Annotated in this window: 24 protein-coding genes; 14 read left to right on the plus strand and 10 right to left on the minus strand. The window is 73.3% G+C overall.

Annotation, left to right across the window (positions count from 1 at the left end):
- Nucleotides 1-58: 58 nt before the first annotated feature.
- A complete protein-coding gene (locus tag ANAEK_RS13150; protein ID WP_012526624.1) occupies nucleotides 59-289 on the minus strand; it encodes a hypothetical protein in 231 nt (76 codons plus the stop codon).
- Nucleotides 290-416: 127 nt separating this feature from the next.
- On the opposite strand from ANAEK_RS13150, the gene folD reads away from it, so the two are divergent.
- From folD to ANAEK_RS13185, 7 genes are all read left to right on the plus strand, one after another.
- A complete protein-coding gene (gene folD / locus ANAEK_RS13155; RefSeq protein WP_012526625.1) occupies nucleotides 417-1265 on the plus strand; it encodes a bifunctional methylenetetrahydrofolate dehydrogenase/methenyltetrahydrofolate cyclohydrolase FolD in 849 nt (282 codons plus the stop codon).
- A complete protein-coding gene (locus tag ANAEK_RS13160) occupies nucleotides 1262-2362 on the plus strand; it encodes a metallophosphoesterase (RefSeq protein ID WP_232288210.1) in 1101 nt (366 codons plus the stop codon). Before folD ends, ANAEK_RS13160 begins: the two co-directional genes overlap by 4 nt.
- Nucleotides 2363-2576: 214 nt before the next feature.
- Nucleotides 2577-3659, plus strand: a complete 1083-nt coding sequence (gcvT, locus tag ANAEK_RS13165; RefSeq protein ID WP_012526627.1) for a glycine cleavage system aminomethyltransferase GcvT — start codon at nucleotides 2577-2579, stop codon at nucleotides 3657-3659.
- Nucleotides 3660-3670: 11 nt separating this feature from the next.
- Nucleotides 3671-4057, plus strand: a complete 387-nt coding sequence (gene gcvH / locus ANAEK_RS13170; RefSeq protein WP_012526628.1) for a glycine cleavage system protein GcvH — start codon at nucleotides 3671-3673, stop codon at nucleotides 4055-4057.
- Nucleotides 4058-4120: 63 nt separating this feature from the next.
- Nucleotides 4121-5458 (plus strand): aminomethyl-transferring glycine dehydrogenase subunit GcvPA, encoded by a 1338-nt coding sequence (gene gcvPA / locus ANAEK_RS13175; protein WP_012526629.1) that lies wholly within the window; start codon nucleotides 4121-4123, stop codon nucleotides 5456-5458.
- 2 nt (nucleotides 5459-5460) lie between these two features.
- Nucleotides 5461-7029, plus strand: coding sequence for an aminomethyl-transferring glycine dehydrogenase subunit GcvPB (gene gcvPB / locus ANAEK_RS13180; RefSeq protein WP_012526630.1), 1569 nt, complete (start codon nucleotides 5461-5463; stop codon nucleotides 7027-7029).
- Between the two features lie 59 nt (nucleotides 7030-7088).
- Nucleotides 7089-7799 carry a hypothetical protein gene (locus ANAEK_RS13185; RefSeq protein WP_012526631.1) on the plus strand — a complete coding sequence of 237 codons (711 nt, stop codon included), beginning with the start codon at nucleotides 7089-7091 and terminating at the stop codon, nucleotides 7797-7799.
- 65 nt (nucleotides 7800-7864) lie between these two features.
- On the opposite strand, the gene ANAEK_RS13190 is transcribed toward ANAEK_RS13185, so the two are convergent.
- Nucleotides 7865-8341, minus strand: a complete 477-nt coding sequence (locus tag ANAEK_RS13190) for a methylglyoxal synthase (protein ID WP_012526632.1) — start codon at nucleotides 8339-8341, stop codon at nucleotides 7865-7867.
- Between the two features lie 53 nt (nucleotides 8342-8394).
- Nucleotides 8395-9654, minus strand: a complete 1260-nt coding sequence (locus tag ANAEK_RS13195) for a TonB family protein (protein WP_012526633.1) — start codon at nucleotides 9652-9654, stop codon at nucleotides 8395-8397.
- Between the two features lie 116 nt (nucleotides 9655-9770).
- Between ANAEK_RS13195 and ANAEK_RS13200 the strand changes: the two genes are divergently transcribed.
- Nucleotides 9771-11741: a biosynthetic peptidoglycan transglycosylase gene (locus ANAEK_RS13200; RefSeq protein ID WP_012526634.1), complete on the plus strand. Its 1971-nt coding sequence runs from the start codon at nucleotides 9771-9773 to the stop codon at nucleotides 11739-11741.
- Nucleotides 11742-11789: 48 nt separating this feature from the next.
- Here ANAEK_RS13200 and ANAEK_RS13205 read toward each other — a convergent pair whose 3' ends face one another.
- From ANAEK_RS13205 to ANAEK_RS13225, 5 genes are all read right to left on the minus strand, one after another.
- Nucleotides 11790-12872, minus strand: a complete 1083-nt coding sequence (locus ANAEK_RS13205) for a heparan-alpha-glucosaminide N-acetyltransferase domain-containing protein (protein WP_012526635.1) — start codon at nucleotides 12870-12872, stop codon at nucleotides 11790-11792.
- Between the two features lie 50 nt (nucleotides 12873-12922).
- The gene (infA, locus tag ANAEK_RS13210) at nucleotides 12923-13144 is read right to left on the minus strand and encodes a translation initiation factor IF-1 (protein WP_012526636.1); all 222 of its coding nucleotides are present in this window, start codon (nucleotides 13142-13144) and stop codon (nucleotides 12923-12925) included.
- Nucleotides 13145-13246: 102 nt separating this feature from the next.
- Nucleotides 13247-13447: a cold-shock protein gene (locus ANAEK_RS13215; protein WP_011420292.1), complete on the minus strand. Its 201-nt coding sequence runs from the start codon at nucleotides 13445-13447 to the stop codon at nucleotides 13247-13249.
- Between the two features lie 177 nt (nucleotides 13448-13624).
- Nucleotides 13625-14050: a tetratricopeptide repeat protein gene (locus ANAEK_RS13220; RefSeq protein ID WP_012526637.1), complete on the minus strand. Its 426-nt coding sequence runs from the start codon at nucleotides 14048-14050 to the stop codon at nucleotides 13625-13627.
- A gap of 8 nt (nucleotides 14051-14058) precedes the next feature.
- Nucleotides 14059-14949 (minus strand): hypothetical protein, encoded by an 891-nt coding sequence (locus ANAEK_RS13225; protein WP_012526638.1) that lies wholly within the window; start codon nucleotides 14947-14949, stop codon nucleotides 14059-14061.
- A 189-nt stretch (nucleotides 14950-15138) separates the two neighbouring features.
- On the opposite strand from ANAEK_RS13225, the gene ruvX reads away from it, so the two are divergent.
- The 6 genes from ruvX to ANAEK_RS23625 all read left to right on the plus strand — a co-directional run bounded on the left by ruvX (nucleotide 15139) and on the right by ANAEK_RS23625 (nucleotide 22932).
- Entirely contained in the window at nucleotides 15139-15552 is a 414-nt protein-coding gene (gene ruvX / locus ANAEK_RS13230; protein WP_012526639.1) for a Holliday junction resolvase RuvX, read from the plus strand.
- The gene (gene mltG / locus ANAEK_RS13235) at nucleotides 15549-16580 is read left to right on the plus strand and encodes an endolytic transglycosylase MltG (RefSeq protein ID WP_012526640.1); all 1032 of its coding nucleotides are present in this window, start codon (nucleotides 15549-15551) and stop codon (nucleotides 16578-16580) included. The genes ruvX and mltG overlap by 4 nt, the downstream gene beginning before the upstream one ends.
- Before the next feature lie 183 nt (nucleotides 16581-16763).
- A complete protein-coding gene (locus tag ANAEK_RS13240; RefSeq protein WP_012526641.1) occupies nucleotides 16764-18836 on the plus strand; it encodes a PrkA family serine protein kinase in 2073 nt (690 codons plus the stop codon).
- Nucleotides 18837-18936: 100 nt separating this feature from the next.
- Nucleotides 18937-20043, plus strand: coding sequence for a DUF444 family protein (locus tag ANAEK_RS13245; RefSeq protein WP_012526642.1), 1107 nt, complete (start codon nucleotides 18937-18939; stop codon nucleotides 20041-20043).
- Nucleotides 20044-20049: 6 nt separating this feature from the next.
- Complete coding sequence (locus ANAEK_RS13250) at nucleotides 20050-21549, plus strand: SpoVR family protein (protein WP_012526643.1); 1500 nt, start codon at nucleotides 20050-20052, stop codon at nucleotides 21547-21549.
- A 60-nt stretch (nucleotides 21550-21609) separates the two neighbouring features.
- Nucleotides 21610-22932, plus strand: a complete 1323-nt coding sequence (locus ANAEK_RS23625; RefSeq protein ID WP_012526644.1) for a M23 family metallopeptidase — start codon at nucleotides 21610-21612, stop codon at nucleotides 22930-22932.
- On the opposite strand, the gene ANAEK_RS13260 is transcribed toward ANAEK_RS23625, so the two are convergent.
- Nucleotides 22925-24238 (minus strand): PAS domain S-box protein, encoded by a 1314-nt coding sequence (locus ANAEK_RS13260; RefSeq protein ID WP_012526645.1) that lies wholly within the window; start codon nucleotides 24236-24238, stop codon nucleotides 22925-22927. The two genes, ANAEK_RS23625 and ANAEK_RS13260, sit on opposite strands and share 8 nt — an antisense overlap.
- A 76-nt stretch (nucleotides 24239-24314) precedes the next feature.
- On the minus strand, nucleotides 24315-26270 hold the full coding sequence (locus tag ANAEK_RS13265) for a DEAD/DEAH box helicase (protein WP_012526646.1): 1956 nt from the start codon (nucleotides 26268-26270) through the stop codon (nucleotides 24315-24317).
- Nucleotides 26271-26385 lie beyond the last annotated feature (115 nt).

The following is a 26385-nucleotide window of genomic DNA, read 5'->3' on the forward strand; positions in this document are numbered from 1 at the left end:
GGTGCGGCGTCGGTCGGCGGCGGCGTCGGTCGGCGGCGTCGGCCGTCGGCGGCGGCGGTCAGCGGCGTCCGGTCGCGCGCGCCCGGAGCGCGGCGGTGGCGGGACGCGGCGCGGCGGGCGCCGCCGGCGGGACCAGGCTCGGCGGCTCGGGCACGGCGACCGGCAACGGCCTCACCTCTGCCGGAGGCGGCAGCGGGGGAGCCGCGGCGGAGCGCCGCTCCGCGCCCGCGCCGAGCGCGGCCGCGACCAGCAGGAGGGCGGGCGCGAACAGGAAGCGGTAGAGAGCCATGGCGGCCTCCGGGCGTGGTCGGGAGCGAGGGGTGGTCCGCCGAGCACGGTTCGCACGCGCCGGGCGCGCCACAAGCGTCCAGGATGGGGGACACGGGCGCGCGGCGTGCTCTATACTCGCGCGCCTCATGAACCTCATCGACGGCAAGCAGATCGCGGCGAAGGTGAAGGGCGAGGTGGCGACCGAGGTCCGCGCGCTGGCCGCCCGCGGCGTGCAGACGGGCCTCACCGTGGTCCGGGTGGGCGACGACCCCGCCTCCGCGATCTACGTGCGCGGGAAGCGCAAGGACTGCGAGGAGGTTGGCATCACCTCGGTGGAGCACCACCTCCCGGCCACCACCACGCAGGCGGAGCTGCTCGCCCTCATCGCGCGGCTGAACGCCGACCCGGCGGTGCACGGCATCCTGGTGCAGCTCCCGCTGCCGAAGCACGTGGACGAGCGCGCCGTGCTCGACGCCATCTCGCCCGCCAAGGACGCCGACGGCTTCCATCCGTTCAACGTGGGCGCGCTCTCGATCGGCATCGCCGGCGTGCCCCGCCCCTGCACGCCCGCCGGCGTGATGCGCATGCTCGACGAGGCGAAGGTCGATCCGAAGGGCAAGCGCGCGCTGGTGGTCGGCCGCTCCAACATCGTCGGCAAGCCCATGGCGATGATGCTGCTCGAGCGGCACGCCACCGTGACCATCGCCCACTCCCGCACCGCGGATCTCGCCGGGGAGGTCGGCCGCGCCGACATCCTGGTGGCCGCCATCGGCAAGGCCGAGCTGGTGAAGGGCGCCTGGGTCAAGGAGGGCGCGGTGGTGATCGACGTCGGCATGAACCGCCTCGCCGACGGGAAGCTGGTGGGCGACGTGGAGTTCGCGGGGGCCGCCGCGCGCGCCTCGGCGATCACGCCGGTGCCGGGCGGCGTCGGCCCCATGACGCGCGCCATGCTGCTCGTCAACACGGTGGAGCTGGCGAAGCGGACGGCGCGGTGAGGCGCTGCGCCCGGGCGCTCGCGGCCATGGCCGTGGCGCTGGTGGGCGCCGCCGGCTGCTGCACCTGCGTCGACCTCGACTACACCTACCGGAGCGGCGCGGCCCGCGCGCCGGCGGCCGCTCCGCCCCTCTCGCCCCTGCTCCGCGTGCTGCACGTCGCGGACATCGGCGAGCCGAACTGCCAGCAGCGCGCCATCTCCGACGGCATGGCGGCGGCGCACCGGCGGGCGCCGTTCGACCTCGCGGTCGCCCCCGGCGACAACGTCTACAACTGCGGGCCGGACGCCACCCTCCCCGGCGCCGCCGACTGCCGCTTCGCCGACGACGGGAACACCGTCGCCGCCGGGTACGCCGGCCCGGCCGACCCGACCTTCGCGCGCTTCGAGGACGCGTTCGCGCCGCTCGCGGGCGTGCCCATCCACCTCGCGCTCGGGAACCACGACGTCGCCACCGCCGGGAGCTGCGCGGTGCCGGGCGTGGAGCCGGCCACCGCGGCGCGACGCAAGGCCTGCCTCGAGGTGGCGCACGCCTCGCCGCTCTGGGCCATGCCCGGCCGCCACCACCTCGTCGACCGCGGCCCGGCCCGCTTCATCGTGGTGGACACGAACCTCCTGAAGGGCGACTACGGCGGCTTCACCTTCGCCGACGAGGAGGCGTTCGTGGCGGCGGCGGCCGCGGGCTGCGACGCGCGCGCCTGCTTCCTGGTCGGCCACCACCCGGCCGTCACCGCCGGCTCGCACCACGACGACGCCACGCCGGAGTACCTCGCGCGCGTCGATCGCCTGCTCGCGGCCGGCCAGGGCCGGATCCGGGCCTGGCTCGCCGGCCACGATCACGACCTGCAGCACCTGCGGACGCCGGGCGGCGTGGACGTGCTCGTGTCCGGCAACGGCTCCCGCGCCCGCGGCGCCGAGCGCTTCCGCGAGATCTCCGCGCCGGGCGCCGAGCTGCTGTTCGCGTCGGTGCGCTGGGGGTTCGGCGTGCTCGAGGTGGGGGACGGCGGCTGGCGCTACCGCTTCGAGTCGGACGACGGCACCGCGCTGTACTGCTGCGCGGCCAGCGGGGCGGGGCGGTGCGAGCCGGTCGCGTGCCGGTGAGCGCGCGGCGTCCAGCCATGGCCCGTCCGTGCGGACGTGCGCCCGCGCCCCAGCCCCTTCCGGTGCTGCCAGGAACGCGCGATGGCACCTTGCGGACCCTGGCGCGAGCGGCTACTGCTCGGGCGCGCCGGGCGCGAAATCCCACGTCCTGGCGCGCTTGACCCCCGGGTCAGCCCCGATAGAATCCGCCCGCCCATCCCCACCCGAGGCGCCCATGGCCCTGCGCACGCCCCTTCACGACACGCACGTCCGCGCAGGCGCACGGATCGTGGAGTTCGCCGGCTGGCAGATGCCGGTCCAGTACTCGGGCATCCTCGCCGAGCACGAGACCGTCCGCACCCGCGTCGGCCTGTTCGACGTCTCGCACATGGGCGAGGTCGTGTTCCGCGGCCCGCGGGCGCTCGCGGCGCTCGGCCGGCTGTTCACGAACGACCTCTCCAAGGTCGCCGACGGCCAGGCGCAGTACGGCTGCCTGTGCCGCGACTCCGGCGGCATCGTGGACGACGTGGTGGTCTACCGCCGCTCCGCCGAGGACCTGCTCGTCTGCGTCAACGCCGGCAACCGGCAGAAGGACTTCGAGTGGCTGGCGGGCCACGCCGCCGGCGCCGACGTCCGCAACGAGTCGGACGACTGGGCGCAGCTCGCGCTCCAGGGGCCGCTCGCCGCCCAGCTGCTGCAGCGGCTCACCACCGTGAACCTCTCGGCGATGCGCAGCTACCGCTTCGGCGAGGGCGAGGTGGCCGGCGTCCGCTGCATCGTGGCCCGCACCGGCTACACCGGCGAGGACGGCTTCGAGCTGTTCTGCCGCGCCGACCTGGGCCCGCGGCTCTGGGACGCGCTCATGGAGGCGGGCGTGCCCGAGCGCATCGCCCCCTGCGGCCTCGGCGCCCGCGACTCGCTGCGGCTCGAGATGGCGTACCGCCTCTACGGCTCGGACATGGACGAGACCACCACGCCGCTCGAGGCCGGGCTGGCCTGGGTGGTGAAGCTCGACAAGGGCGAGTTCATCGGCCGCGAGGCGCTGCTCAAGCAGAAGGAGCAGGGGCTCTCGCGCAAGCTGGTGGGGTTCCAGCTCACCGACGCGGGCATCCCGCGGCACGGCTACCCGGTGCTGCAGGACGGCCGCAAGGTGGGCGACGTGACCAGCGGGACCAAGAGCCCGTCGCTCGGCACCGCCATCGGGCTCGCCTACGTGCCCCCCGCGCTCGCCGCCGAGGGCTCCACCTTCGCAGTCGAGATCCGCGGCCGGGCCGCGGCGGCCAAGGCCGTGAAGACGCCGTTCTACACTCGCAAGTGACGGAGACGACCATGGAAATCCCCGAGGACCTCAGGTACACGCGCGAGCACGAGTGGGCGCGCCGCAAGGGCAGCGCGATCGTGGTCGGGATCACCGACTTCGCCCAGCAGCAGCTCGGCGACGTCGTCTACGTCGAGCTCCCGGACGTCGGCGACCCCGTCAAGAAGGGCGAGTCGTTCGGCGTGGTCGAGTCCACCAAGGCCGTCTCCGAGCTGTTCGCCCCGATCTCCGGCAAGGTGATCGAGGTGAACGACCCGCTCTCCGACGCGCCCGAGACCATCAACGAGGATCCGTACGAGGAGGGCTGGATGATCACCATCGAGCCGTCCGATCCGAAGGACCTCGAGGCGCTGATGGACGCCGCCGCCTACAAGGCGTTCGTCGAGGAGCAGGAGTAGCGCCGAGCGCCGCCCGCCGGGCGGTCCCCCTCCCTCGCGGCGCCGTCGCCGCGGAGCCAAGCCTTGCGATACCACCCGCACACCCCGGACGACGTCCGCGCCATGCTCGACGTCGTCGGCGCGGAGCGCGTCGACGACCTGTTCCGCTCGATCCCGCAGGCGCTCCGGCTCGACCGCCCGCTCGACCTGCCGCCCGCGGCCGACGAGATCGCGCTGTTCTCCGAGCTGCGCCGCCTGGCGGCGCGCAACGAGACGGCCCACCCGCCGTTCGTCGGCGCGGGGTGCTACCCGCACCACGTGCCGCCGGTGGTGGACCAGCTCCTGCTCCGCGGCGAGTTCTTCACCGCGTACACGCCCTACCAGCCGGAGATCTCGCAGGGCACGCTGCAGGTGCTGTTCGAGTGGCAGACGTTCGTGTGCCTGCTGACCGGCATGGACGTGTCGAACGCGTCCATGTACGACGGCGCGACCGCCACCGCCGAGGCGGCGCTCATGGCCGGCCGCATCACCGGGCGCGACAAGGTGGTGGTCTCCGCCGCGCTGCACCCCGAGTACCGCAAGGTGCTCGCCACGTACCTGCGCTCGACCGGCGACGAGATCGTCACGGTGCCGTTCGGCGCCGACGGGCGCACCGACCTCGCCGCGCTGGCGCAGGCGGTGGACGGCCGGACCGCCTGCGTCATCCTCGGCTACCCGAACTTCCTCGGCGTGGTGGACGCGCTCCCCGAGGCGGCCGCCATCGCCCGGGCGGCCGGCGCGCTCACCGTCTCGGCCACCGCCGAGGCGGTCTCGCTCGGCCTCCTCCAGGCGCCCGGCGCGCTCGGCGCGGACGTCGCGGTGGGCACGTTCCAGAGCTTCGGCAACCCCATGTCCTTCGGCGGCCCGGCGCCGGGCTTCTTCGCCACCCGCGAGAAGAGCCTGCGCCAGATGCCCGGCCGCGTGGCGGGCGCGACGGTGGACAAGCAGGGGCGGCGCGGCTTCGTGCTCACGCTCTCCACCCGCGAGCAGCACATCCGCCGCGAGAAGGCCACGTCCAACATCTGCACCAACTCCGGCCTGTGCGCGCTGGCGTCCACCATCCACCTGTCGCTCCTCGGCAAGCGCGGCCTCGCCGAGCTGGCGCGCCTGAACCACGGGCGCGCCCGCATGCTGCGCGACGCGATGGAGCGGGCCGGCTGCCGCCCGGTGCTCTCCGGGCCGTACTTCAACGAGCAGGTGTTCGACGTGGGCGACGCGGAGGCGGTGGTGGCGAAGCTCGCGAAGCGCGGCATCGTGGCCGGCGCGCCGCTGGCGCGCTGGTACCCGGACGCGCCGCACGCGAAGGGCGCGTTGCTCTGCGCGGCGACCGAGCTGCACGGCCCCGAGCTCATCCAGCTCTTCGCGAGCACGGTGAGGAGCTAGCCATGGCGAACCCGACCGGCTGGAAGCCCAGCATGGAGCAGGACGCGAAGGGCGGCGGCGCCGCGGCCGAGGCGCCCGGCCTGGGCGGCGCGGTGCGCGGCCTCGCCTACGAGGAGCCGCTCGTGTTCGAGCACGGCTCCCGCGGGCGCTGCGGCGTCTCGTTGCCGCCGCCCCCCGCCGACTTCGACGCGGGCGACCTCCCCGCCGCGCTGGTGCGGCCGGCGGTGGACGGGCTGCCGGAGCTGTCCGAGCTGGAGGTGGTCCGGCACTTCACCCGGCTCTCCTCCTGGAACCACGGCATCGACACCGGGTTCTACCCGCTCGGCTCCTGCACCATGAAGTACAACCCGAAGTCGAGCGAGGCCCTGGCGCGGCTGCCCGGCTTCGCCGACCTCCACCCGCTCGCGCCCGCCGAGCTGGCGCAGGGCGCGCTCGAGCTCATGTACCGGCTGGAGCGGGCGCTGTCCGAGATCGCCGGGTTCGACGCCACCACGCTCGCGCCCGCCGCGGGCGCGCAGGGCGAGCTGACCGGCCTCATGCTCATCCGCGCGTACCACGCGGCGCGCGGCAACCCGCGCAAGAAGGTGCTCATCCCCGACACCGCGCACGGCACCAACCCTGCGTCGTCGGCGCTGAACGGCTACGCGGTGGTGCAGCTCGCCTCCGGCCCCGACGGCCGCCTCCACCCGGAGACGGTCCGCGCCGCCATGGACGAGGACGTCGCGGCCATCATGATCACGAACCCGAACACGCTGGGCGTGTTCGAGTCGCACATCGCCGAGATCGCCGCGATCGTCCACGCCAAGGGCGGGCTGGTGTACGGCGACGGCGCGAACATGAACGCGCTGCTCGGCGTGGCGCGGCCCGGCGACATGGGCTTCGACGTCATGCAGTACAACCTGCACAAGACGTTCGCGACGCCGCACGGCGGCGGCGGCCCGGGCTCGGGCCCGGTGGCGGTGAAGGCGGCGCTCGCGCCGTACCTGCCGCTCCCGCTGGTGGTGAAGGAGGGCGAGCGGTACCGCCTGGTCACCGAGGCGCGCGAGCGGCCCGCCACGGTCGGCAAGCTGCGCGAGTTCTGGGGCAACTTCGGCATGTTCGTGCGCGCCTGGGCGCTCATCCGCGAGTACGGCCCGGAGGGCGTGCGCGCCACCGCCGAGCTGGCGGTGCTGAACGCGAACTACGTGCGCAAGCAGCTGGAGGGCACCTACCACCTGCCCTACGCCACCGACTCGCTCCACGAGGTGGTGTTCGACGACGCCCAGCAGAAGGACGCCGGCGTCACGACCATGGACGTGGCGAAGCGCCTCATCGACCACGGCTTCCACCCGCCCACCATCTACTTCCCGCTGGTGGTGCACGGCGCGCTCATGATCGAGCCGACCGAGACCGAGTCGCGCGAGACGCTGGACGCGTTCGTCGCGGCGATGAAGGCCATCGCCGAGGAGGCGAAGGCCGATCCGGAGGCGGTGCGTGCCGCGCCCACCCGGCCCGTCCGCGCACGCCTCGACGAGACGCGCGCGGCGCGCAAGCCCGTGCTGCGCTGGCAGCCGGGCATGAACGTCGAGTAGACGGGCGGCGGTCGCGCTATCATCGCGGCGCGCCCGCCCCACGGCGCCGCGGAGGAACCATGCGCAACCGCCTGCTCGCCCTGTTCGTCGTCGCCGCCCTGCCCGCGCTGGCCGCCGGCCAGTACGATCCCCGCCGGCCGCCGCCGCGCGCGCCCGCCGGGCCGCGCGAGCAGGGGCTCACGCTGTCCGCGCGCCTCGCGTACGGCGCGCCGTCCGGCGACATCTCGGACGAGGTGGACGCCACCGGCGCGCCGCTCTACCCGAAGCTCGACGATCTCGTCCGGCACAAGGTGCCGATCTGGCTCGAGCTGGGCTACCGCTTCAACCCGGCGGTCTGGGGCGGCATCTACCTCGAGCTCGCCCCGGCCTCGATCTCGAAGGACTTCTGCGTCCCGGGCCGCTCCTGCGACGGCTCGGACATCCGCTTCGGCTTCGACGTGCAGTTCCACCTGCAGCCGTACCAGATCGTGGATCCCTGGGTGGGCTTCGGGATGGGCCTGGAGGTGCTGAACGCGGAGGCGTACGAGCCGGGCACCGGCACCATCGCCGAGTTCAGCTGGGCCGGCTTCGAGTTCCCGATGCTGGAGGTGGGGCTCGACCTGGCGCTCTCGCCCTACCTGACCATGGGCCCGTTCGTCTCGTGGAGCGCCGGGCAGTACACGAGCTACGACGTGTCGGTGCCGGGCTGGGGTGACGAGTCCGGCCGCATCCACGACCGGAGCTTCCACAGCTGGTTCCAGATCGGCGTGAAGGGGACGCTGAAGCTGTAGCGCTCCCGCCCCGATCCGCCCGCCGGCGCGGCGCCGTCCGGTGGCGCCGGCGCCGGCGGCCCCGGCTACCGGCGGCCCTGGCCGGCCAGCCAGGCCTGCCGCTTCGCGGCGTGGTCCTCCACGATCCGCTCGTACTCACCGTGGAACAGCGACGACGCCACCAGGAAGTCGGCGGTGGCGCGGTTGCACGCGGTGGGGATGTTGTAGAGCACCGCGATCCGCAGCAGCGCCTTCACGTCCGGATCGTGCGGCTGCGGCTCGAGCGGATCCCAGAAGAACACCAGCACGTCCAGCTCGCCCTCGGCGATCTTCGCGCCGACCTGCTGGTCGCCGCCGAGCGGGCCGCTCTTGAAGCGGGTCACCGGGAGGTCGGTCTGCGCCTGCACCAGCCCGCCGGTGGTGCCGGTGGCGAACAGCCGGTGCTCGCGGAGCACCGGCCGGTTGTACTTCACCCACTCCAGCAGGTCCTGCTTGCGGCTGTCGTGCGCGATGAGGACCACGTTCTTGACCGCGCGCATCGGGACGCGCTGCACCTGGGGCATGCTGGGCTCTCCTGTGGAACGGGGACCGGCCCGCGGGACGCGGGCGGGCTGACTCACTCCGGATACGGGCGCTGCGACGGCAGCGAGGGCATGAGCACCTGCACGCGCGAGGCCCGCCGCATCTCCAGCGTGTAGGCCAGCGCGAGGTGGATCTGCCCGCTCGCGTCCACCAGCCCCGCCGGCGGGTTCGGGAACGGCCCGGCCGCCCGCGCCGCCCGGACCACCTCCTGGTCGAGGAAGTCCAGGCCGCTCGAGTCGAGCAGCTTCACGAAGCGGATCGCGCCGCTGCCGTCGAGCACCAGCTCGATGGACGTGGTGCGGTCGCGCGCGGGGTAGACCTTCCCCTCCGGATCCCGCGCCTGGTACGCCCGGTTCGGATCCCACTCCCGGTAGATGGCCATGCCCACGCGGTTGATGAACGTGGCGTACTTGAACGAGCGGGTGTTGAGCGCGGTGGAGTCGCCCTCCTCCACGCCGTCGAGCCGGTCCGGGCTGGGGCCACCGGCGATGCGCGCCAGGTTCTGCGGATCCGGCAGGAGCCGCCGATCGATGCCCGACTTGCGGCCGCCGCCCTGCGCGCCGGCGCCGCCGGGCACCTGCAGCGCCGGGCCGCCGCCGCTCAGCCGCTGCTGGTCGGTCCGGGGCGCGACCGGCACGTCGCCCGCGCCGGGCGCGTCCGGGCGCGGCGCGACCGCCAGCCGCTCCTGCGCCCGCTGCTCCGGGATGACCAGCTTCTCCCCGCCGGTTCCGTGCGGCGCCGACGGCCCCTCCTTGCCCGGCGTGCTCTTCGCCGCCTGGCCGTTCTCGCCGGCCTCCGGCGGCGGCGGCGGCGCCTTGCGCTTCAGGCCATCGGACGGCGCCGGGAGGGTGTTCTCGAACGCCTGCGTCCCGGCGAAGCGCGAGCGCGACTCCTTCTCGACCGTGTTGTCGCGGTCGGACAGGTAGCGCGAGTCCTTCGGCGGGCGCGAGTCCTTCGACGGCGCCACGTCCACGATCTGCCCGTGCGCCCGGCGCTCCTCCGGCGGCGGCGGGGGCGGCGGGATCTTCGGGAGGTCCGCCGGCCTCGGCGCGGCGGACGGCGGCGGCTGGCCGCCCACGATGGCGCGATTCGCCGCCCACTGATCCGCGGTGAGCGGCGCGAGCGCCACCGGCCGCACCGCGGCGGGCTTTCCCAGCTGGAAGGCGCCCACCCGGCCCAGGATCAGCAAGATCAAGGCGTTGAAGGCGAGCGACAGCAGGATGGCGGCGGTGGTCCGGGTGCCCGGCCGCTCGTCCACCTTCCTCCGTCGCAGGCTGGGGCCCAGGAACGCCATTCGCCGGGATGTTAACAGCCACGACGGCGGTTTCATCCCCTCGAGTGCGCGTCCACGGGCCGGCCGGGGAACCGGTTGACCCCTCGCGACCCGCCCGGTAAAGAGCGCGCGATTCCATGGCTTCCCCCCTGCCCACCCCTCCCCGCCCCCGCGTCGCGCTGCGCCCCCTCTGGCGCGCCGCGGGCTGGGGCGTGCTGGCGCTGGCCTGCCTGTACGGGGTGGCGCTCGTGGCGCTCTCGCGGCCCGCGGCGGAGGCCGCGCTCCGGCGGCGCATCCTGGCCGGCCTGCGCGCGTCGGTGGGCGACGTCACGCTCGGCCCCGACGTCCACGTCTCGCCGCTGCTCCGCGTCTCCTTCGGCCCGCTCGCCATCGCCGGCGCGCGGCCGGGGGCGCCGCCGGTGCTGCGGGTCGAGCGGATCGAGGCCCGGCCGCGGCTGCTCGCGCTGCTGGCCGGGCGCGCCGAGCTCGCCTCGGTGCGGATGACCGGGGTGCGCGTGGAGGCCGGCCGCTCCGGGCGATCGCTGCTGGAGCTGGGCGAGCGCCTGCGCGGCCCCCCTGCCCGGCGCGGCGCCGTCCCGGCTCGCGCCCCCGCCGCGGCGGCCCCCGAGCCCGCGCCGGAGGCGGACGAGGCCGCCCCGTGGCCGTCGGTGCAGGCGCGCGCGCTGGTGATCGCCTTCGTGCTCGGCGGCAAGACCGTGGAGCTCGGGCCGATCGACGCGCACCTGTCGCGCGCCCGCGGCGACGGCGAGGAGCGCCTCCGCGCCGACCTGCGCCTGCCCGGCGGCGGCACCGCCACGGTGGACGCCCGCCGGGAGGCGTCCGGCTGGCGCGCCACGCTGGGGGTGCGCCACCTCGGGCCCGCCGCGATCCCGGAGGCGCTCGGCGCGGGGGCGGTGTCGCTGCGCGAGGGCACGCTCTCGCTCGACGCGACGCTGGACGCCGCGCCGGACCTGTCCCGCCTCGGCGGGCGCGCCGTGCTCGCGGTGGAGGGCGCCTCGGTGGCCGGCGAGCGGATCGGCGCCGAGCCCCTCGGGCCGATCTCCGCCACCGCCGAGGGCGACGTCGCGTGGGAGGGCGCGGAGCGGCGCGTGTCGCTCTCCGGCGGGCGCGTGGTGCTCTTCGGCGCCATCCCCGCCGCCGTCTCCGGCCAGGCGCGGCTCGGCCCCGGCCTCCCGTTCGAGCTCTCGGTGCGGCTCGACCGGCTCGACTTCGCCGCGGCCGTCGCCGCGCTGCCGGCGGCGCTGGGCCTGCCGCCCGAGGCGCCGCGGCCCGCCGGGACGCTCGACGCCCACCTCGACCTGGCCGGCCCGCTGCTCGCGCCGGCCGCCTGGACGGTGGACGCCGGGCTGGACCTCTCGCGCATGCGCGACGCGGCCCGGCGCGCGCCGCCCGTCGCGCTCCGCGCGCCGTTCGTTCACCGCCCCGAGGTCGAGCACGGCACGCCGCCCGAGATCCTGGTGGGCCCGCGCAACCCCGCGTTCGTCCCGCTCGCGAGCCTGCCGCAGCACGTGATCCGCGCGGTGACCGCCAGCGAGGACGCCGGGTTCTACGGCCACTCCGGCTTCGAGTTCGAGGAGCTGCGCAACGCGTTCGCCGCGTCGGCCGAGCGCGGCCGGCTGGTGCGCGGCGGCTCGACCATCTCGCAGCAGCTCGCGAAGAACCTGTACCTCTCCCGCGAGAAGACGCTGGCGCGGAAGGTGCGGGAGGCGGCGCTCACGGTGGCGCTCGAGGCGACGGTGCCCAAGGCGCGGCTGCTCGAGATCTACCTGAACGTGGCGGAGTGGGGCCCGGGGCTGTGGGGCATCGGGCCCGCCGCGCGCCACTGGTTCGGCGTGCCCGCCGCCGAGCTCACGCCGCGGCAGGCCGCGTTCCTCGCCACCGTGATCCCGAACCCGGTCCGCTTCCACTTCATGTGGGCCCGCGGCGCGCCCACCGAGGCGTGGGACCAGCGCGTGGACGAGCTGCTGCTGAAGATGGCGGCGCAGCAGGTGCTCGACCCGGACGCGCTCGACGCGGCCCTGGTCGAGCCGCTCGCGTTCGCGCGGCCCGGCGCGGCGGTCGGGCCGGGCGCGACGCCGGCGCCGTGACGGCGGCCGCGGCGTCGCGGCGATGCCCCCGGCGCGGGGCCGGGATCGCTACGCGGGCGCGGGCGCGGCGGGCCGCGGGCGGGCGCGGCGCCGGGCCTGCAGCCGCTCCCAGCCCACCGAGATCGCCCAGGTGACGCCCACCATCAAGACGATGACGGCGATCGTCGCCGGGAACGGGAGCCGGCCGCGCAGGGGCCGCGCCAGGCCGCCGTAGGTCAGCTCGACGGAGGCGATGTACCCGACGAGCGACTGCCGCCCGAGCACGGTGAGCCAGCGCAGGGCCCGCTCCGCCGCGAGCGGCACGAGCTGGGTGAGCCCGGTGAGCGCCACGCACGCGCCGAGCCGCATCGCGAACCAGGCCGGCGAGGCGCGCCAGAACGCGTCCCCGCGCAGCGGCGCCCGCGCGTCGAGCCCGAGGCCCGCGCCGAGGAGCGCCGCGCCGAGCGCGAGCCACAGGAGCGGACGGTCCGGTCCGCGCGCCAGCGGCGCGAGCGCGGCGCCGGCGAGCAGGAAGGCGACCCAGTTGAACAGGTGGAAGTTCCCGCGGCGGCCCAGGTCGGCGGACGCGAGGTAGACGTAGTCGAGCAGCCGGCTCGGCGAGTGCGCCGTCCCCGCGACGCCGGGCGTGGCGAGCACCACCGCGACCGCCGCCAGCGCCGCCAGCGCGGGCCCGAGGCGGCGCGGCACGCCGATGGTGAGCAGCGCCGACAGCCCCAGGCCGACCGCGATGACGTTGAGGATGTCCACCTTCAGCACGTCCCCGACGCCGGCCCAGGCCGTGTCCCACCAGCCGTGCCACAGCGCCGGGGCGTAGCCGAGCAGGTACTCCGCCGCGCGGAAGCCGTAGGCGACCCCGAGCAGCCACAGCGCCCGGCGCAGCGCGGCCGACCGGCGCGCGCCCGGCGCGACGCCCTTGCGCTCCAGCGCGGCGTCGCCGAGCGACTGCGAGAGGCCGGCCATGTAGAGGAAGCCGGGCGCGGCGAGGCCGCCCAACATGCGGAGCGCACCGAAGCCGTGGCCGTGCGCCGCGGCCGGTGCGAGCCATGCGTCGAGCACGTGGACCTCGACCATGAACAGCACGGCGAGGCCGCGCTGCCAGTCGAGCCAGAGCTTGCGTCTGGGAGCGGTCACGGGGTGGGCGCCAGGGCGCGGCCGGGCGGCCGGACGAGGCCGCCCCGCGGTCACTTGTCGCGGTAGGTGATGCGGCCGCGGGTGAGGTCGTACGGCGACAGCTCGAGCTTCACGCGGTCGCCGGGGATGATGCGGATGTGGAACTTCTTCATCTTGCCCGACGCGTACGCGAGGACCACGGGACCCTGATCGACCTTGACCCGGTACATGCCGCCGGCGAGCGCCTCCTCGACGGTGCCCTGTACCTCGATGCCGGTTTCCTTCTCGCTCATCGGACCTCTCTCCGCACGCTCCCAGGCTATCGTGTAGCAGGCTCAGAAGCGCGAGCGGCCTCGGTCACCCGAGGCCGCTCGTCACCCAGCGGACCGGATGCTCTACGGACGGCGGACGTTCGCCGCCTGAAGCCCCTTGGGGCCCTGGGTGACGTCGAACTCCACCCGCTCCCCCTCCTTCAGGGTGCGGAAGCCATCCATCTGGATGGCCGTGTGGTGAACGAAGACGTCCTCCCCGCCCTCCTGGGAGATGAAACCGTAGCCCTTCGCGTCGTTGAACCACTTCACGGTACCAAGTGCCATCGCTTCACGCTTCCTTCGTGTGTCCCGGGCCGACCGCCGGCCCGCGGAGTCGTGGGGCACGGACCCTCGACTCGGCCGCGAAATATCCCCGAAACCTACAGGGACCGTCAAGGGGACGGAGTGTCCCAACCGCGCGGAAAATGTGGACTTGTCGGGTCCGCCACGCGCTCGCCACGTTCACTCTCCGAGCGCGGAGCGGAGCGCGCGCGCCCGGCCTCCCACCTCGCCGTCGGCGGCCAGCGCGGCGAGCTCGGCGCGCGCCACCTCCCGGCCGCCCGGATCGGCCAGCAAGGCCTCCGCCCGCGCCAGCCGGATCCACGGATCGGCCGGGGCGAGCCGCACGGCCACCTCGGCGCAGAACCGGGCCGCGAGCGGCTGGCCCAGCCGGCGGTGCGCCGTGGCCAGCAGGGCCCAGGCCGCCGCGTCCTCGTGGTTGCTCACCACCAGCCCCTCCAGGATGGCCCGGGCGGTCTCCACCCGCCCCGCCTCCAGCTCCGCCTCCGCCAGCGCGGCGATGGCGTCGCCCAGCTCCTGGGTCATCCCTTGCACCTCGGCCAGCGTGGGCGTGCGCCCCCCGCCCGCCGCCTCGATCGCGTCGTCCATGGCGCGCCTCAGGAGCGGATGTTGTGCACCGCCGACATCTTCATGTCGTGCAGCGAGCGGAGGACGTTGGAGACGAGCGTGAACATCTCCTTCTGCTTCTCCATCGCGTACTGCAGCTCCATCATCTTCTTGCGATCGATCTCGGGCGAGTCCGCCGAGCCGGTGCTGCCCGTCCCGCCGGTCCCGCCGGTGCCGCTCGAGCCGCTCGCCGGCGCGTCCTTGAACGCTGCCGCCAGGTCGAACGCCACGCCCGCGAGCTGCGGGCCGGCCTTGGCGAGCACGGGCGCGAGCCCCGGGAACCCCATGGCGGCGGCGCCCGCCGCGAGCGCGGGCCCGCCCAGCGTCTTCACCAGCGCCTGGACGTTCTTGTCGTTCAGGATCTCCATCGACATGCCGAGCGCCGGGAACGCGGTCTTGAGCGCGCCGGCCAGCTTGGCGAACGGCCCGCCCTTCTTCTTCTTCGCGCCGGACGAGCCGCTCGTGCCGGAGGCCTTCCCCGCCGCCTCCTTCATCTTCTGCTCGACGTCCCGGTCGAAGCGGTCCTGCACGTACATCATGAAGCGGAACAGCTTCTCCTCGATCGAGAGCCTCGGATCGTCGAGGAACGCGAGCGCGCCGGTGGAGCGCGAGGACGACGGCTTCTTCGTCGCGCCCGACTTCGTCGTCCCCTTCGCGCCCGAGGCGTACCCCGCCCCGGAGCTCCGCCGCGTCTTCTTCGCCGAGGTCTTCTTCGCGGAGGGGAGCGCGGCCGCCGCGGCGGCGATCACGGCGCCGCCCTTCCCGACGCCGGCGGCGCTGGCGGCCCGGATGGTGCGCGGCGCGGCGACCTGGGCGAGATCGGCGGCGAGCGCGGCGCCCTGCGAGAGCAGCGCGGCGCCGGTGCGGACGGACGGGATCATCTGGGTTCCTTTCGGATGGGGTGGGCGGTGCGCCTCGCGGCGCCCACCCTTCCCAGGAGCGCGCCCCGTGCCAGCGCCGGGCGCCCGGATCCCGCCCGGTTGCGCGGGGCGAGCGGTCGCGCCGGAGCCCGCCGGGACGCAGCGCGGACCGTTTGACCCGGGCGCGGACGGCGCCTAGATTGCCGCGCCATGCGCACGCTCGGCGTCGACCTGGGGCGGGTCCGGATCGGCCTCGCCGTGGCCGACGAGATCCTGCGGACGGCGCGCGCGGTGACCACGGTGGTCCGCCGCACCGAGGCCGAGGACCTCTCCGCCATCGCCGAGGTGGCCCGCGACTACGAGGTCACGCGGGCGGTGGTGGGGCTCCCGCTCAACATGGACGGCACGGAGGGTCCGTCCGCGCGGCTCGCCCGCGGCTTCGCGCCGCGCCTGGAGGCGGCGCTCGGGGTGCCGGTGGAGCTGTTCGACGAGCGGCTCTCCTCCTTCGAGGCCGAGTCGCGGCTGCGCGCGCGCGGCCTGTCGGCCCGCGAGCAGCGCGGCCAGGTGGACGCGGAGGCCGCGGCCGTCATCCTGCAGGGCTGGCTGGATCGGAGGGCGCCGTGAGGAAGGTCGTCACCCTGCTCGTGCTCCTCGCGCTCGCGGGCGCCGCGTGGGCGGCGCTCACCTGGCGCGACCTGCGGTCGTTCGGGGCGACGGCGTACGGCGGCCCCGAGGAGAAGACCGTGGTGGTGCCGAGCGGCGCCCCGGCGCGCGCGGTGATCCGGTCGCTGGCCCAGTCCGGCGTGCTCTCCGACGAGACCCGGGCCTGGCGCTATTTCCGCTGGGTGAAGCGCGACCCCCGGCGGCTGCGCGCGGGCGAGTACGCGTTCTCCGGGCCGCTCACCCCGGACCAGGTGCTGGACAAGGTCTACCAGGGCCAGGTGAAGCTCTACCGCTTCACCGTGCCCGAGGGCCTGCGCATGGACGAGATCGCGGAGATCGTCGGGCGCAGCGGCCTCGCGCGCACCGAGGACTTCGCCGCGGTCGCGCACGACCCCGCGACCGCCCGCGCGCTCGGGCTGCCCTACGCGAACCTCGAGGGCTTCCTGTTCCCCGACACGTACACGTTCGCCCGCGGCGTGTCGGCGCGCACCATCGCCGAGGAGATGGTGGAGCGGTTCAAGGAGGAGTACGCGCGCGCCGACGCCGCCCGGCGACCGGGCGTGACGCTGACGATGGGCGAGGCCGCGACCCTCGCCTCGATCGTCGAGAAGGAGACCGGGCAGCCGGCGGAGCGCGCGCGCATCGCCTGCGTGTTCCACAACCGGCTCCGGCTCGGGATGCGGCTCGGGACCGACCCGACGGTCATGTACGCGACGCTGCTGCGCACCGGCCGCTGGTCGAAGAACATCACCAGGGCCGACCTGCTGGCGACGCACCCGTACAACACGTACACGACCGCCGGGCTGCCGCCCGGGCCCATCGCGAACGCGGGGGCCGCGGCGCTGCAGGCGGCGCTCGCTCCGGCCACCTGCTCCGACCTGTACTTCGTCTCGCGCAACGACGGCACCCACGTGTTCTGCCCGACGCTCGCCTGCCACAACGCGGCGGTGCGCGCCTGGCAGGTCGAGTTCTTCCGCCGGGCGCGCTGACCGCCGGCGGCGGCCGCCTCGCCGCCGCGGTGCCGCGCACGGGGGGACCCGCCTCGCCGCCTGCCCGCAGGCCCCATTGGGCGTGCGCCTCCCGCCGGCCTCGCGATCTGCAGCCCGCTCCTCCGCTCCTTATGCTCCTTGGGTCGGCGCGCGTGCGCCGAGCCCAGATACAGAGGGAGCGAGATGCGCGAGCCTCGGGAAATGACGACGTCGGGTTGGGTGAACCGGATCGCGGCCCTGCAGGACCGGCAGGGGTACTCGGAGCAGCACTGGGAGGGCTCGTTCGAGGACTACCTCGGGATCGTGCGGCAGAACCCGAAGGTCACCCGCACGGCCTTCCAGCGCGTCTACGACATGATCCTGTCGCACGGGAAGACCGAGTACATCGACAACAAGAAGAAGCTCATCCGGTACAACTTCTTCACCGACCCGGACTTCGGCGGGAAGGACGCGATCTACGGGCTCGACATCGCGCTCATGAAGCTCGTGAACGTGTTCAAGAGCGCGGCGCAGGGCTACGGCACCGAGAAGCGCGTCATCCTGCTGCACGGCCCGGTCGGCTCGTCCAAGTCCACCATCGCGCGCCTGCTCAAGAAGGGGCTCGAGGCGTACTCGAAGACGCCCGAGGGCGCGCTCTACACGTTCGCGTGGGACATCGAGCGCACCAACCTCGACGGGCAGAAGCGCCGCGAGGTGATGCCCTGCCCCATGCACGAGGAGCCGCTGCACCTCGTGCCGCACGAGTGGCGCGGCAAGGTGATCGCCGAGCTGGCCGCGCCCGAGGGTGGCTACGCCATCCCGGACACCGGCGACCTGTGCCCGGCCTGTCGCTTCGTCTTCAAGGACCTGATGACGGAGTACAAGGGCGACTGGGAGAAGGTGATGCAGCACGTGCGCGTGCGCCGCCTGATCCTGTCGGAGAAGGATCGCGTCGGCATCGGCACGTTCCAGCCCAAGGACGAGAAGAACCAGGACTCGACCGAGCTCACCGGCGACATCAACTACCGGAAGATCGCCGAGTACGGCTCCGACTCGGACCCGCGCGCGTTCAACTTCGACGGCGAGTTCAACATCGCGAACCGCGGCATCATCGAGTTCGTCGAGATCCTGAAGCTCGACGTGGCGTTCCTCTACGACCTGCTCGGCGCGACGCAGGAGCACAAGATCAAGCCGAAGAAGTTCCCGCAGACCGACATCGACGAGGTCATCGTCGGGCACACCAACGAGCCCGAGTACAAGAAGCTCCAGTCGAACGAGTTCATGGAGGCGCTCCGGGACCGCACCGTCAAGATCGACATCCCGTACATCTCCCGCCTCGACGAGGAGGTGAAGATCTACGAGCGCGACTACAACAGCCACAAGATCCGCGGGAAGCACATCGCGCCGCACACGCTGGAGATGGCCGCGATGTGGGGCGTGCTCACCCGGCTCGAGGAGCCGAAGAAGCACAACCTCACGCTGGTCCAGAAGCTGAAGCTCTACAACGGCAAGTCGCTGCCGAACTTCACCGAGGACAACATCAAGGAGCTGCGCAAGGAGGCGCTGCGCGAGGGCATGGAGGGCATCAGCCCCCGCTACGTGCAGGACAAGATCTCGAACGCGCTGGTCTCGGACAAGGGCGACGGGTGCGTGAACCCGTTCATGGTGCTGAACGAGCTGGAGGCCGGGCTCCGGCAGCACTCGCTCATCTCGTCGGAGGACCAGCGCAAGCGCTTCCGCGAGCTGCTCACCGACGTGAAGCGCGAGTACGAGGACGTGGTGAAGAACGAGGTCCAGCGCGCCATCAGCGCGGACGAGGACGCGATCACCAAGCTCTGCGCGAACTACATCGACAACATCAAGGCGTACACGCAGCGCGAGAAGGTCCGCAACAAGTACACCGGCCAGTACGAGGAGCCGGACGAGCGGCTGATGCGCTCGATCGAGGAGAAGATCGACATCGCGGAGAGCCGGAAGGACGACTTCCGCCGCGAGATCATGAACTACATCGGCGCCCTCGCCATCGAGGGGAAGACGTTCAACTACCGGACGAACGAGCGGCTGCACAAGGCGCTCGAGCTGAAGCTGTTCGAGGACCAGAAGGACTCGATCAAGCTGAAGAACCTGGTGGCCTCGGTGGTGGACCGCGAGACGCAGGAGAAGATCGACGTCGTGAAGCAGCGGCTCATCAAGAACTACGGCTACTGCGAGGTGTGCTCCACCGACGTCCTGAACTTCGTCGCCTCGATCTTCGCGCGCGGCGACGCGAAGGAGTAGCGCCCCCGGCGCGCGCGGGGAGCGCGGGCCCTTCGGCAGGCCCGGGGGGACCGGTGGTTCGACCGATCGGGCACGGAACGACAGCGAGGACGGGCCGACCATGTCCCTGAAGATCAAGCAGGACCACGCCCGCTTCCGCGACATCGTGCGCGGCCGGATCAAGAGCAACCTCAAGAAGTACGTCCAGAAGGGAGAGATGGTCGGGAAGAAGGGGAAGGACTTCATCACCATCCCGATCCCGACCATCGACATCCCGCACTTCCGCTTCGGCGAGCGCTCGCAGGGCGGCGTCGGCCAGGGCGAGGGCGAGCCCGGCGATCCGCTCTCGCCCGGCGACGGGCAGGCCGGCAGCGGGCAGGCCGGCCAGGGCGAGGGGCAGCACATCCTCGAGGTGGACGTGCCGCTCGAGGAGCTGGCCGACATCCTGGGCGAGGAGCTCGCCCTGCCCCGCATCGAGCCGCGCGGCAAGGACCGCATCATCGCCACGCGCCTCAAGTACACCGGGGTCGCGCCGAGCGGCCCGGAGTCGCTGCGCCACTTCAAGCGCACCTACAAGCAGGCCCTGCGGCGGCAGATCGCGAGCGGCTCGTACAACTGGCGGCGCCCGGTGATCGTCCCGGTGCGCGAGGACCGCCGCTACCGCACCTGGAAGCAGGTCCCGCTCCCCGAGACCAACGCGGTCGTCATCTACATGATGGACGTGTCGGGATCGATGGGCGACGAGCAGAAGGAGATCGTCCGCATCGAGTCCTTCTGGATCGATACCTGGCTGCGGAAGCACTACAAGGGCCTGGAGAGCCGCTACATCATCCACGACGCGGTGGCGCGCGAGGTGGACCGCGACACGTTCTTCCACACGCGCGAGTCGGGCGGGACCATGATCTCGTCCGCCTACAAGCTCGCGCTCGAGATGATCGAGACCGACTACGCGCCCACCTCCTGGAACGTGTACCCGTTCCACTTCTCCGACGGCGACAACTGGAGCGCCGACGACACCCGCCTCTGCGTGGAGCTGCTGCAGAACCGCATCCTCCCGGCGGTGAACCTGTTCTGCTACGGCCAGGTGGAGAGCCCCTACGGCTCGGGCCAGTTCATCAAGGACCTGAAGGAGTCCGTCGGCCCGCGCGAGAACGTGGCGCTGTCCGAGATCGCGGACAAGGAAGCGATCTACGCCTCCATCAAGACGTTCCTCGGCACCGGGAAGTAGGCGCGCATGGACAAGCACACCCACCTGCCCTCGCACCTGCACGACATCCGCAACCGCGTGGAGGGGTACGCGCGCGCCTACGGGCTCGACTTCTTCGACACGGTCTTCGAGGTGCTCGGGTTCGACGAGATCAACATGGTGGCCGCGTACGGCGGCTTCCCGAACCGCTACCCGCACTGGCGCTTCGGGATGGACTACGAGCGGCTGTCGAAGGGCTACGAGTACGGGCTCTCGAAGATCTACGAGATGGTCATCAACAACGACCCCTCGTACGCGTACCTGCTCGAGTCCAACATGGACGTGGACCAGAAGCTGGTGATGGCCCACGTCTTCGGGCACGTCGACTTCTTCAAGAACAACTTCATGTTCCGGCACACCAACCGGAAGATGATGGACCAGATGGCGAACCACGCCACCCGCGTGCGCCGCTACCAGGACAAGCTCGGGGTCGAGCTGGTCGAGGACTTCATCGACCGCTGCCTCTCCATCGAGAACCTGATCGACTACCAGTCACCCTACGTGAAGCGGCGGCCGGACCGGCCCGGCGTCGAGGGCGAGGGCGCGGAGCGCCAGGTGGCGCAGGGGTTCAAGAACGAGCGCGAGTACATGCGGGAGTACATCAACCCGCGCGAGTTCATGCAGGAGCAGCAGCGCAAGCTGGACGAGGAGGCCGCGCGCAAGAAGAAGTTCCCGGAGCGGGCCGAGCGCGACGTGCTGCTGTTCCTGCTCGAGCACGCGCCGCTGGAGCGCTGGGAGCACGACGTGCTCTCGATCATCCGCGAGGAGGCCTACTACTTCGCGCCCCAGGGCCAGACGAAGATCATGAACGAGGGGTGGGCCACCTACTGGCACTCCAAGATCATGACCGAGAAGGCGCTCGACGCCTCCGAGGTCATCGACTACGCCGACCACCACTCCGGCACGCTCGCCACCCACCCCGGGCAGCTCAACCCCTACAAGCTCGGGGTGGAGCTGTGGCGCGACATCGAGGACCGCTGGAACAAGGGGCGCTTCGGGAAGGAGTACGACGAGTGCGACTCCTTCGTCGCCCGCAAGCAGTGGGACAAGCAGCTCGGGGTGGGACGCGACAAGATCTTCGAGGTGCGCAAGCACTACAACGACGTCACGTTCATCGACGAGTTCCTCAGCCTGGAGTTCTGCGTCCAGCAGCGCCTCTTCACCTTCGGCTACAACGAGAAGCACCAGCGCTGGGAGATCATGGAGCGCGAGTTCCGCAAGGTGAAGGAGAAGCTCCTCCACATGCTCACCAACTTCGGGCAGCCGGAGATCGCCGTCGAGGACGGCAACTGGGAGAACCGGGGCGAGCTCTACCTGGTCCACAAGCACGACGGGGTGGACCTGAAGCTCGACTACGCCCGCGACACCCTCCGCCACGTGCAGTCCCTGTGGCGCAGGCCGGTCAACCTCCACACCAAGGTGGAGGGCCGAGGCACCATCTTCCGGTTCGACGGCAAGGAGCACTCGGACCGGCGGGCCGACCTGTAGGCCGAGGTGGTCGACTCGGAGCTTCCTGTTCCCTTTCTCGCCTGCTAGATTCCCGCGCCGATGCAAGTACCTCGCTTCGACGACGCCCCCCGCCGCCGCCGCCTTCCCGTGCTGCTCGCCGGCGCCGGCTTCCTCGCCCTCCTGATCCTCGCGCTCGCCGGAGCCGCCGGCGGCCTCCGCACGGTGCCCGGCGCTCCGGCCGCCCCGGTCGCCGCGGCGCCCGAGGCCGCGGCCATGCTGCCCGCGCCCACCACCGCCACGCTCGCCCCGCACAAGCCCACGCCGGCCGAGCGGTTCCGCGCGGTGACGGTGCGGCTCGCCCGCAACCAGACCCTGGCGCAGGCGCTGGTGAAGCTCGACGTGCCGATGGCGCAGGTGAACGCGGTGGTGGCCTCGCTGAAGGGGCTGTTCCCGTTCCACCGCGCCCGCCCCGGCGACCAGCTCCGGGTGGAGCGCCGCGACGAGGACGGCGAGCTGCACCGGTTCAGCTACCGGCAGGGCCCGGCGGACGAGTGGACCGTGGAGCGCAAGGAGGACGGGTCCTTCGAGGCCCGCAAGCGCCCGGTCGAGCTGACCACCGAGGTGGCGCGCGTGGCGGTGAAGGTGGAGGGCTCGCTGTGGGCGTCGCTGGAGCGCGCCGGCGAGGATCCCGAGCTGGCCGTGCTCGCCTCCGACGTGCTGGCCTGGGACGTCGACTTCTACCAGGACGTCCGCGCCGGCGACGCCATGACCATGGTGGTCGAGAAGGTGCTCGCCGACGGCAAGCTGCTCCGCTACGGCGAGGTGCTGGCCGCCGAGTACAAGGGCGAGGCGGCCGGCCGTAAGCGGCTGTTCCGCTACACCGATCCGGACGGCCACACCAGCTACTACGACGAGAACGGCAACAGCGCGCGGCGCGGCTTCCTGAAGTCGCCGCTCAAGCTCGCGCGCGTCACCTCCGGCTTCGGGATGCGCAACCACCCGCTGCTCGGCTACGTCCGCGCCCACCAGGGCGTGGACTACGGCGCGCCCACCGGCACGCCGGTCTGGGCGGTCGGGGACGGGCAGGTCCGCGAGGCCGGCTGGAAGGGCGGCTGCGGCAAGGCGGTGGTGCTGAAGCACCGCAACGGCCTCGAGTCGGTCTACTGCCACCTGTCGGCGGTGGCGGTCTCCGCGGGCAAGGCGGTGTCGCAGAAGCAGGTCATCGGCTACGTCGGCTCGACCGGCCTCTCGACCGGCCCGCACCTGCACTTCGCGGTGAAGCGCGGCGGGTCCTTCGTGAACCCGCTCCGGCTGCAGATCCCGCGCGACGCGCCCATCCCCGCGAAGTGGGCCGCCGACTTCGCCGAGAAGATCGCGCCGGTGCGGGCCAGCCTGGCCGGCGAGCCGGTCGCGCTCAACTAGGCCGCAGCACCGCCAGCGAGAGCCCGGGGAGGATCCCGGGCACGAGCGCCCACTCCACCGCGCGCGCGCCGCTGGGCGTCGCCACCGTCGCGACGCCCTGCCCGGCGGCCGCGCCGGACAGGTCGAGCGCGGTCTGGGCCACGTCCGCCGGCCGTCGCCCGCGCAGCGCCTCGAGGGACGCCCCCAGCAGCCGCTCCGCCGCGGGGTTCGCGTCCACGCAGCGCCCCTCCCCGTCCACGATGATCATCCCGTCGCGCGCGCTCGCGAACACCGCGCGCGCCAGCCGCTCGCGCCCGCTCAGCGCCTCGGCGGCCGCCCGCGCGTCCACCGCGGTGGCCACCACGTTCGCGACCGTCTCGAGGAAGCTCAGCTCCTCGCGCTCGAACGCCCGGGGCGCCGGGCCGGCCACCAGCAGGACACCGTGGGCGCGGCCGCTCCCGCGCACCGGCACCGCCAGCGCGCAGCCCGCGCCCGCGGCGGCGAGCAGCGCGTCCGCCAGCCGGCCGTCGCGCGCGACGTCCGGCGCGCGCGCCGGGGCGCCGCTCGCGTGCGCCAGCCCCGCCAGCGTCATCACGCTCGGCACCCCGCGCCCGCGGACATCCACGGGGAAGCCCGAGGCCGCGCGCACGCGCAGCCCGCCGTCCGCGACCTCCAGGAACGCGCCCGCCGGCAGCGCCAGCGCCGAGGCCGCCAGCGCGGCGGCCGCGTCGAGCACGTCCTGCACCTCGGGGAGGCCCAGGGCGAGCTGGGAGACGCGCGCCACCGCGGCGCTGCGGCGCAGCTCGGCCGCGCGCCTCGCCTCGTCCGAGCCGGCCCCGGCCGGATCGCGGTGGCGCTGGGCGTCGCGCCAGCGCGCCACGATGAGGCGCGGCGCGCTCCTGGGCCAGGCCCGCGCCGCGAACTCGAGCCAGCGGACCGAGCCGTCGGCGTGGCGCGCGCGGACCTCGATGGGAAGGCCGTCGTCGAGCGGCGTGGACCGGGCGCTCGCCATGCTGGCGACGTCCTCGGGGGCCACGAGCGCCCAGGCGTTGCGGCCGATCAGCTCGCCGGCGCGGTAGCCGAGGAGCCGCTCGATGCCGTCGCTGAGGTAGAGGATGTCGGCGGCGGGGGTGAGGACGCCGATGACGTCGTCGGAGAACTCGGCCACCGCGGCGTGCAGGCCGTCGCCGAGGTGATCGACCTCGCGCGCGGCGTCCGCCGGCGCGCCGGAGCCGGCGCGCATGCCGGCGCCGGCCTCGAGCTCCGCGATCCGTCGGTACAGCGTGGCCAGCTCGCGCAGCAGCTCCGGGGTGGTGGCGAAGGGCATGGGGGTCTCCGGATCATACCGATCCGGGGTGTTCCCCCAAGCCCCACGGACGCGTGGCGTCCCTGCCGCCTCCGGGTCAGCGGCGCCGGCGGCGCGCCTTCTCGGCGGCGAGCTTCTTGCCGTTCCACTCCTTGCCGTCGAGGGCGGCCACGGTGGCCTCCAGCGCGGCGGGCGGGACGTCCACGTAGCTGTGCGAGCGGCGCACCTCCACGCCGACCGGCTCGAGCTCCGGCGCGAGCGCCCGGAGCGCCTCGCGCACCCTGGCCTCGTCGGCGCCGTCCTGCTCGCCCAGCGTCACGAAGACGCGGGCGCGCTGGGGCGCCGCGGCCGCTCCGGCCTCGGCGGCCACCTCGACCACCGGGGTGCCGTCGCCGTTCGGCGCCGACGGAGCCTCGGCCCGGGCGCCGGCCGTCGCCTCGCGATCGCGTCCGCCGCGGCGGCCGCGATCCCGATCCCGATCCCGGCCGCGGTCGCGCGAGCGCTCCCGGCCGCCCTCGCGCCGGCCCTCGCCGCCCTCGCGCCGGCCCTCGCCGCCCTCGCGCCGGCCCTCGCCGCCCTCGCGCCGGGCCTCGCCGGCCTCGCGCTCCTCGCCGCCCGGCGCGCGCCGCCCGGCGGCGCGGCCCTCGGGCTGCACCCGGCGCTCGTGCTCGGTGCGCTTGTGCTCGGCCTTCTCGCGGTCCTGCGCCTTCTCCATGCGCTGGTGCGTGAAGAAGTACTTCAGCGCGAACGAGATCAGGTACTCGCCGTCGGGCCGGTTGCGCAGCTCCTGGGCGAGCGGGATGTAGGCCTCGAAGATCGAGGAGCTCATCGCGTCCTTCAGGACGGCGACGTGGCGGTCGGTCCAGATCTTCCGCGCCTCCTCCGGCGTCGGGAGCGCCTTCTTCTCGAACACGATCTCGTACTTCTTCTGCAGCGCGGTCAGCGTGTGCAGGTCGCCGCCGGACACGAGCGAGAGGCTGGTGCCCTTCTTGCCGATGCGGCCGGTGCGGCCCACGCGGTGCAGGAACACCGCCGGGTCCTCGGGCAGCGAGTAGTTGATGACGTGCGAGAGGTCGGAGATGTCGATGCCGCGGGCCGCGATGTCGGTCGCGACCATGAAGCGGACCTCGCCGCGCTTCACCTTCGCCATCACCCGCTCGCGCTCCTTCTGCGGCAGGTCGCCGTTCAGCAGCTCGGCGTCGTAGCCGTTGCGGTTCAGCACCGCGGTGACGAGCGAGGTGTCGCTGCGCGTGTTGCAGAAGATGATCGCCGCCTCGGGCTCCTCCATGCCGATCATGTAGAGGAGGTTGCGCGGCTTCGGGTACGCGTCCACGGTCGGGTACATCACGTTGTTGATGTTCTCGACCTTGTACTCGTCGCCGGAGAGCAGGATCGTCTCCGGGTCGGTGAGGTAGTCGTGGATGATCTGCTCGATGTCCGCCGGGACGGTGGCGGAGAAGAGCAGCTGCTGCACGTCGGCGGGGAGGTGGTCGAGGATGCGCGTCACCTCCTCGAAGAACCCCATGTTCAGCATCTCGTCCGCCTCGTCGAGGCAGCAGACCATCACCTCCTCGAGCCGGAGCGTCTTGCGGCGGATGTGGTCGTAGATGCGGCCGGGGGTGCCGACCACGATCTCCGCGCCGGCCTTCAGCTTGTCGAGCTGGTCGCCCATCGACGCGCCGCCGTAGATCGTCACCACGCCGAGGTCGCGGTGCTTCGCCAGCGCGGTGACCTCCTCGGCCACCTGGATGGCGAGCTCGCGCGTCGGGCACATCACCAGCGCCGAGGGCTTGCGGCGGCCGTCCGGGATGCGCTCGAGGATGGGGATCGAGAACGCGGCGGTCTTGCCGGTGCCGGTCTTGGACCGGACGATCACGTCCTTGCCGTCGCGGATGGGCCGGAAGGTCGCGGACTGGACCGGCGTCGGCTTCGTGTACCCGTGCTCCGCGACCGCGCGCCGCACCGGCTCCGAGAGCCCCATGTCGTCGAACGACGCTTCCGAAACGTAATCAGAGGGCGCCGCCGAGGGCGCCTCGCCGTGGACTTCTTCCATGCTGTCACTCACTCCGTTGGAGTTGGGAGCGACGCATGGCGGGCTCGCCTGGTTCCGCGCCAGCCCCGATGCGTGATCGGGGCCCGCGCCGCTCCGCGAAAACCGCCATGCGCCG

The organism is Anaeromyxobacter sp. K (genome assembly GCF_000020805.1).
Taxonomy (GTDB): Bacteria; Myxococcota; Myxococcia; order Myxococcales; family Anaeromyxobacteraceae; genus Anaeromyxobacter; species Anaeromyxobacter dehalogenans.

What these genes read in the sequence shown, in the direction of transcription:
- gcvPB (WP_012526630.1), top strand. Translation starts at nt 5,461, where the DNA reads ATGGCGAACCCGACCGGCTGGAAGCCCAGCATGGAGCAGGACGCGAAG.
- ANAEK_RS13215 (WP_011420292.1), bottom strand. Translation starts at nt 13,447, where the DNA reads ATGGCACTTGGTACCGTGAAGTGGTTCAACGACGCGAAGGGCTACGGT.
- ANAEK_RS13260 (WP_012526645.1), bottom strand. Translation starts at nt 24,238, where the DNA reads ATGCCCTTCGCCACCACCCCGGAGCTGCTGCGCGAGCTGGCCACGCTG.
- ANAEK_RS13225 (WP_012526638.1), bottom strand. Translation starts at nt 14,949, where the DNA reads ATGATCCCGTCCGTCCGCACCGGCGCCGCGCTGCTCTCGCAGGGCGCC.
- ANAEK_RS13240 (WP_012526641.1), top strand. Translation starts at nt 16,764, where the DNA reads ATGCGCGAGCCTCGGGAAATGACGACGTCGGGTTGGGTGAACCGGATC.
- gcvT (WP_012526627.1), top strand. Translation starts at nt 2,577, where the DNA reads ATGGCCCTGCGCACGCCCCTTCACGACACGCACGTCCGCGCAGGCGCA.
- ANAEK_RS13195 (WP_012526633.1), bottom strand. Translation starts at nt 9,654, where the DNA reads ATGGCGTTCCTGGGCCCCAGCCTGCGACGGAGGAAGGTGGACGAGCGG.
- ANAEK_RS13185 (WP_012526631.1), top strand. Translation starts at nt 7,089, where the DNA reads ATGCGCAACCGCCTGCTCGCCCTGTTCGTCGTCGCCGCCCTGCCCGCG.
- ANAEK_RS23625 (WP_012526644.1), top strand. Translation starts at nt 21,610, where the DNA reads ATGCAAGTACCTCGCTTCGACGACGCCCCCCGCCGCCGCCGCCTTCCC.
- ANAEK_RS13250 (WP_012526643.1), top strand. Translation starts at nt 20,050, where the DNA reads ATGGACAAGCACACCCACCTGCCCTCGCACCTGCACGACATCCGCAAC.
- ANAEK_RS13190 (WP_012526632.1), bottom strand. Translation starts at nt 8,341, where the DNA reads ATGCCCCAGGTGCAGCGCGTCCCGATGCGCGCGGTCAAGAACGTGGTC.
- infA (WP_012526636.1), bottom strand. Translation starts at nt 13,144, where the DNA reads ATGAGCGAGAAGGAAACCGGCATCGAGGTACAGGGCACCGTCGAGGAG.
- folD (WP_012526625.1), top strand. Translation starts at nt 417, where the DNA reads ATGAACCTCATCGACGGCAAGCAGATCGCGGCGAAGGTGAAGGGCGAG.
- ANAEK_RS13245 (WP_012526642.1), top strand. Translation starts at nt 18,937, where the DNA reads ATGTCCCTGAAGATCAAGCAGGACCACGCCCGCTTCCGCGACATCGTG.
- gcvH (WP_012526628.1), top strand. Translation starts at nt 3,671, where the DNA reads ATGGAAATCCCCGAGGACCTCAGGTACACGCGCGAGCACGAGTGGGCG.
- ANAEK_RS13265 (WP_012526646.1), bottom strand. Translation starts at nt 26,270, where the DNA reads ATGGAAGAAGTCCACGGCGAGGCGCCCTCGGCGGCGCCCTCTGATTAC.
- ANAEK_RS13200 (WP_012526634.1), top strand. Translation starts at nt 9,771, where the DNA reads ATGGCTTCCCCCCTGCCCACCCCTCCCCGCCCCCGCGTCGCGCTGCGC.
- ANAEK_RS13220 (WP_012526637.1), bottom strand. Translation starts at nt 14,050, where the DNA reads ATGGACGACGCGATCGAGGCGGCGGGCGGGGGGCGCACGCCCACGCTG.
- ruvX (WP_012526639.1), top strand. Translation starts at nt 15,139, where the DNA reads ATGCGCACGCTCGGCGTCGACCTGGGGCGGGTCCGGATCGGCCTCGCC.
- ANAEK_RS13150 (WP_012526624.1), bottom strand. Translation starts at nt 289, where the DNA reads ATGGCTCTCTACCGCTTCCTGTTCGCGCCCGCCCTCCTGCTGGTCGCG.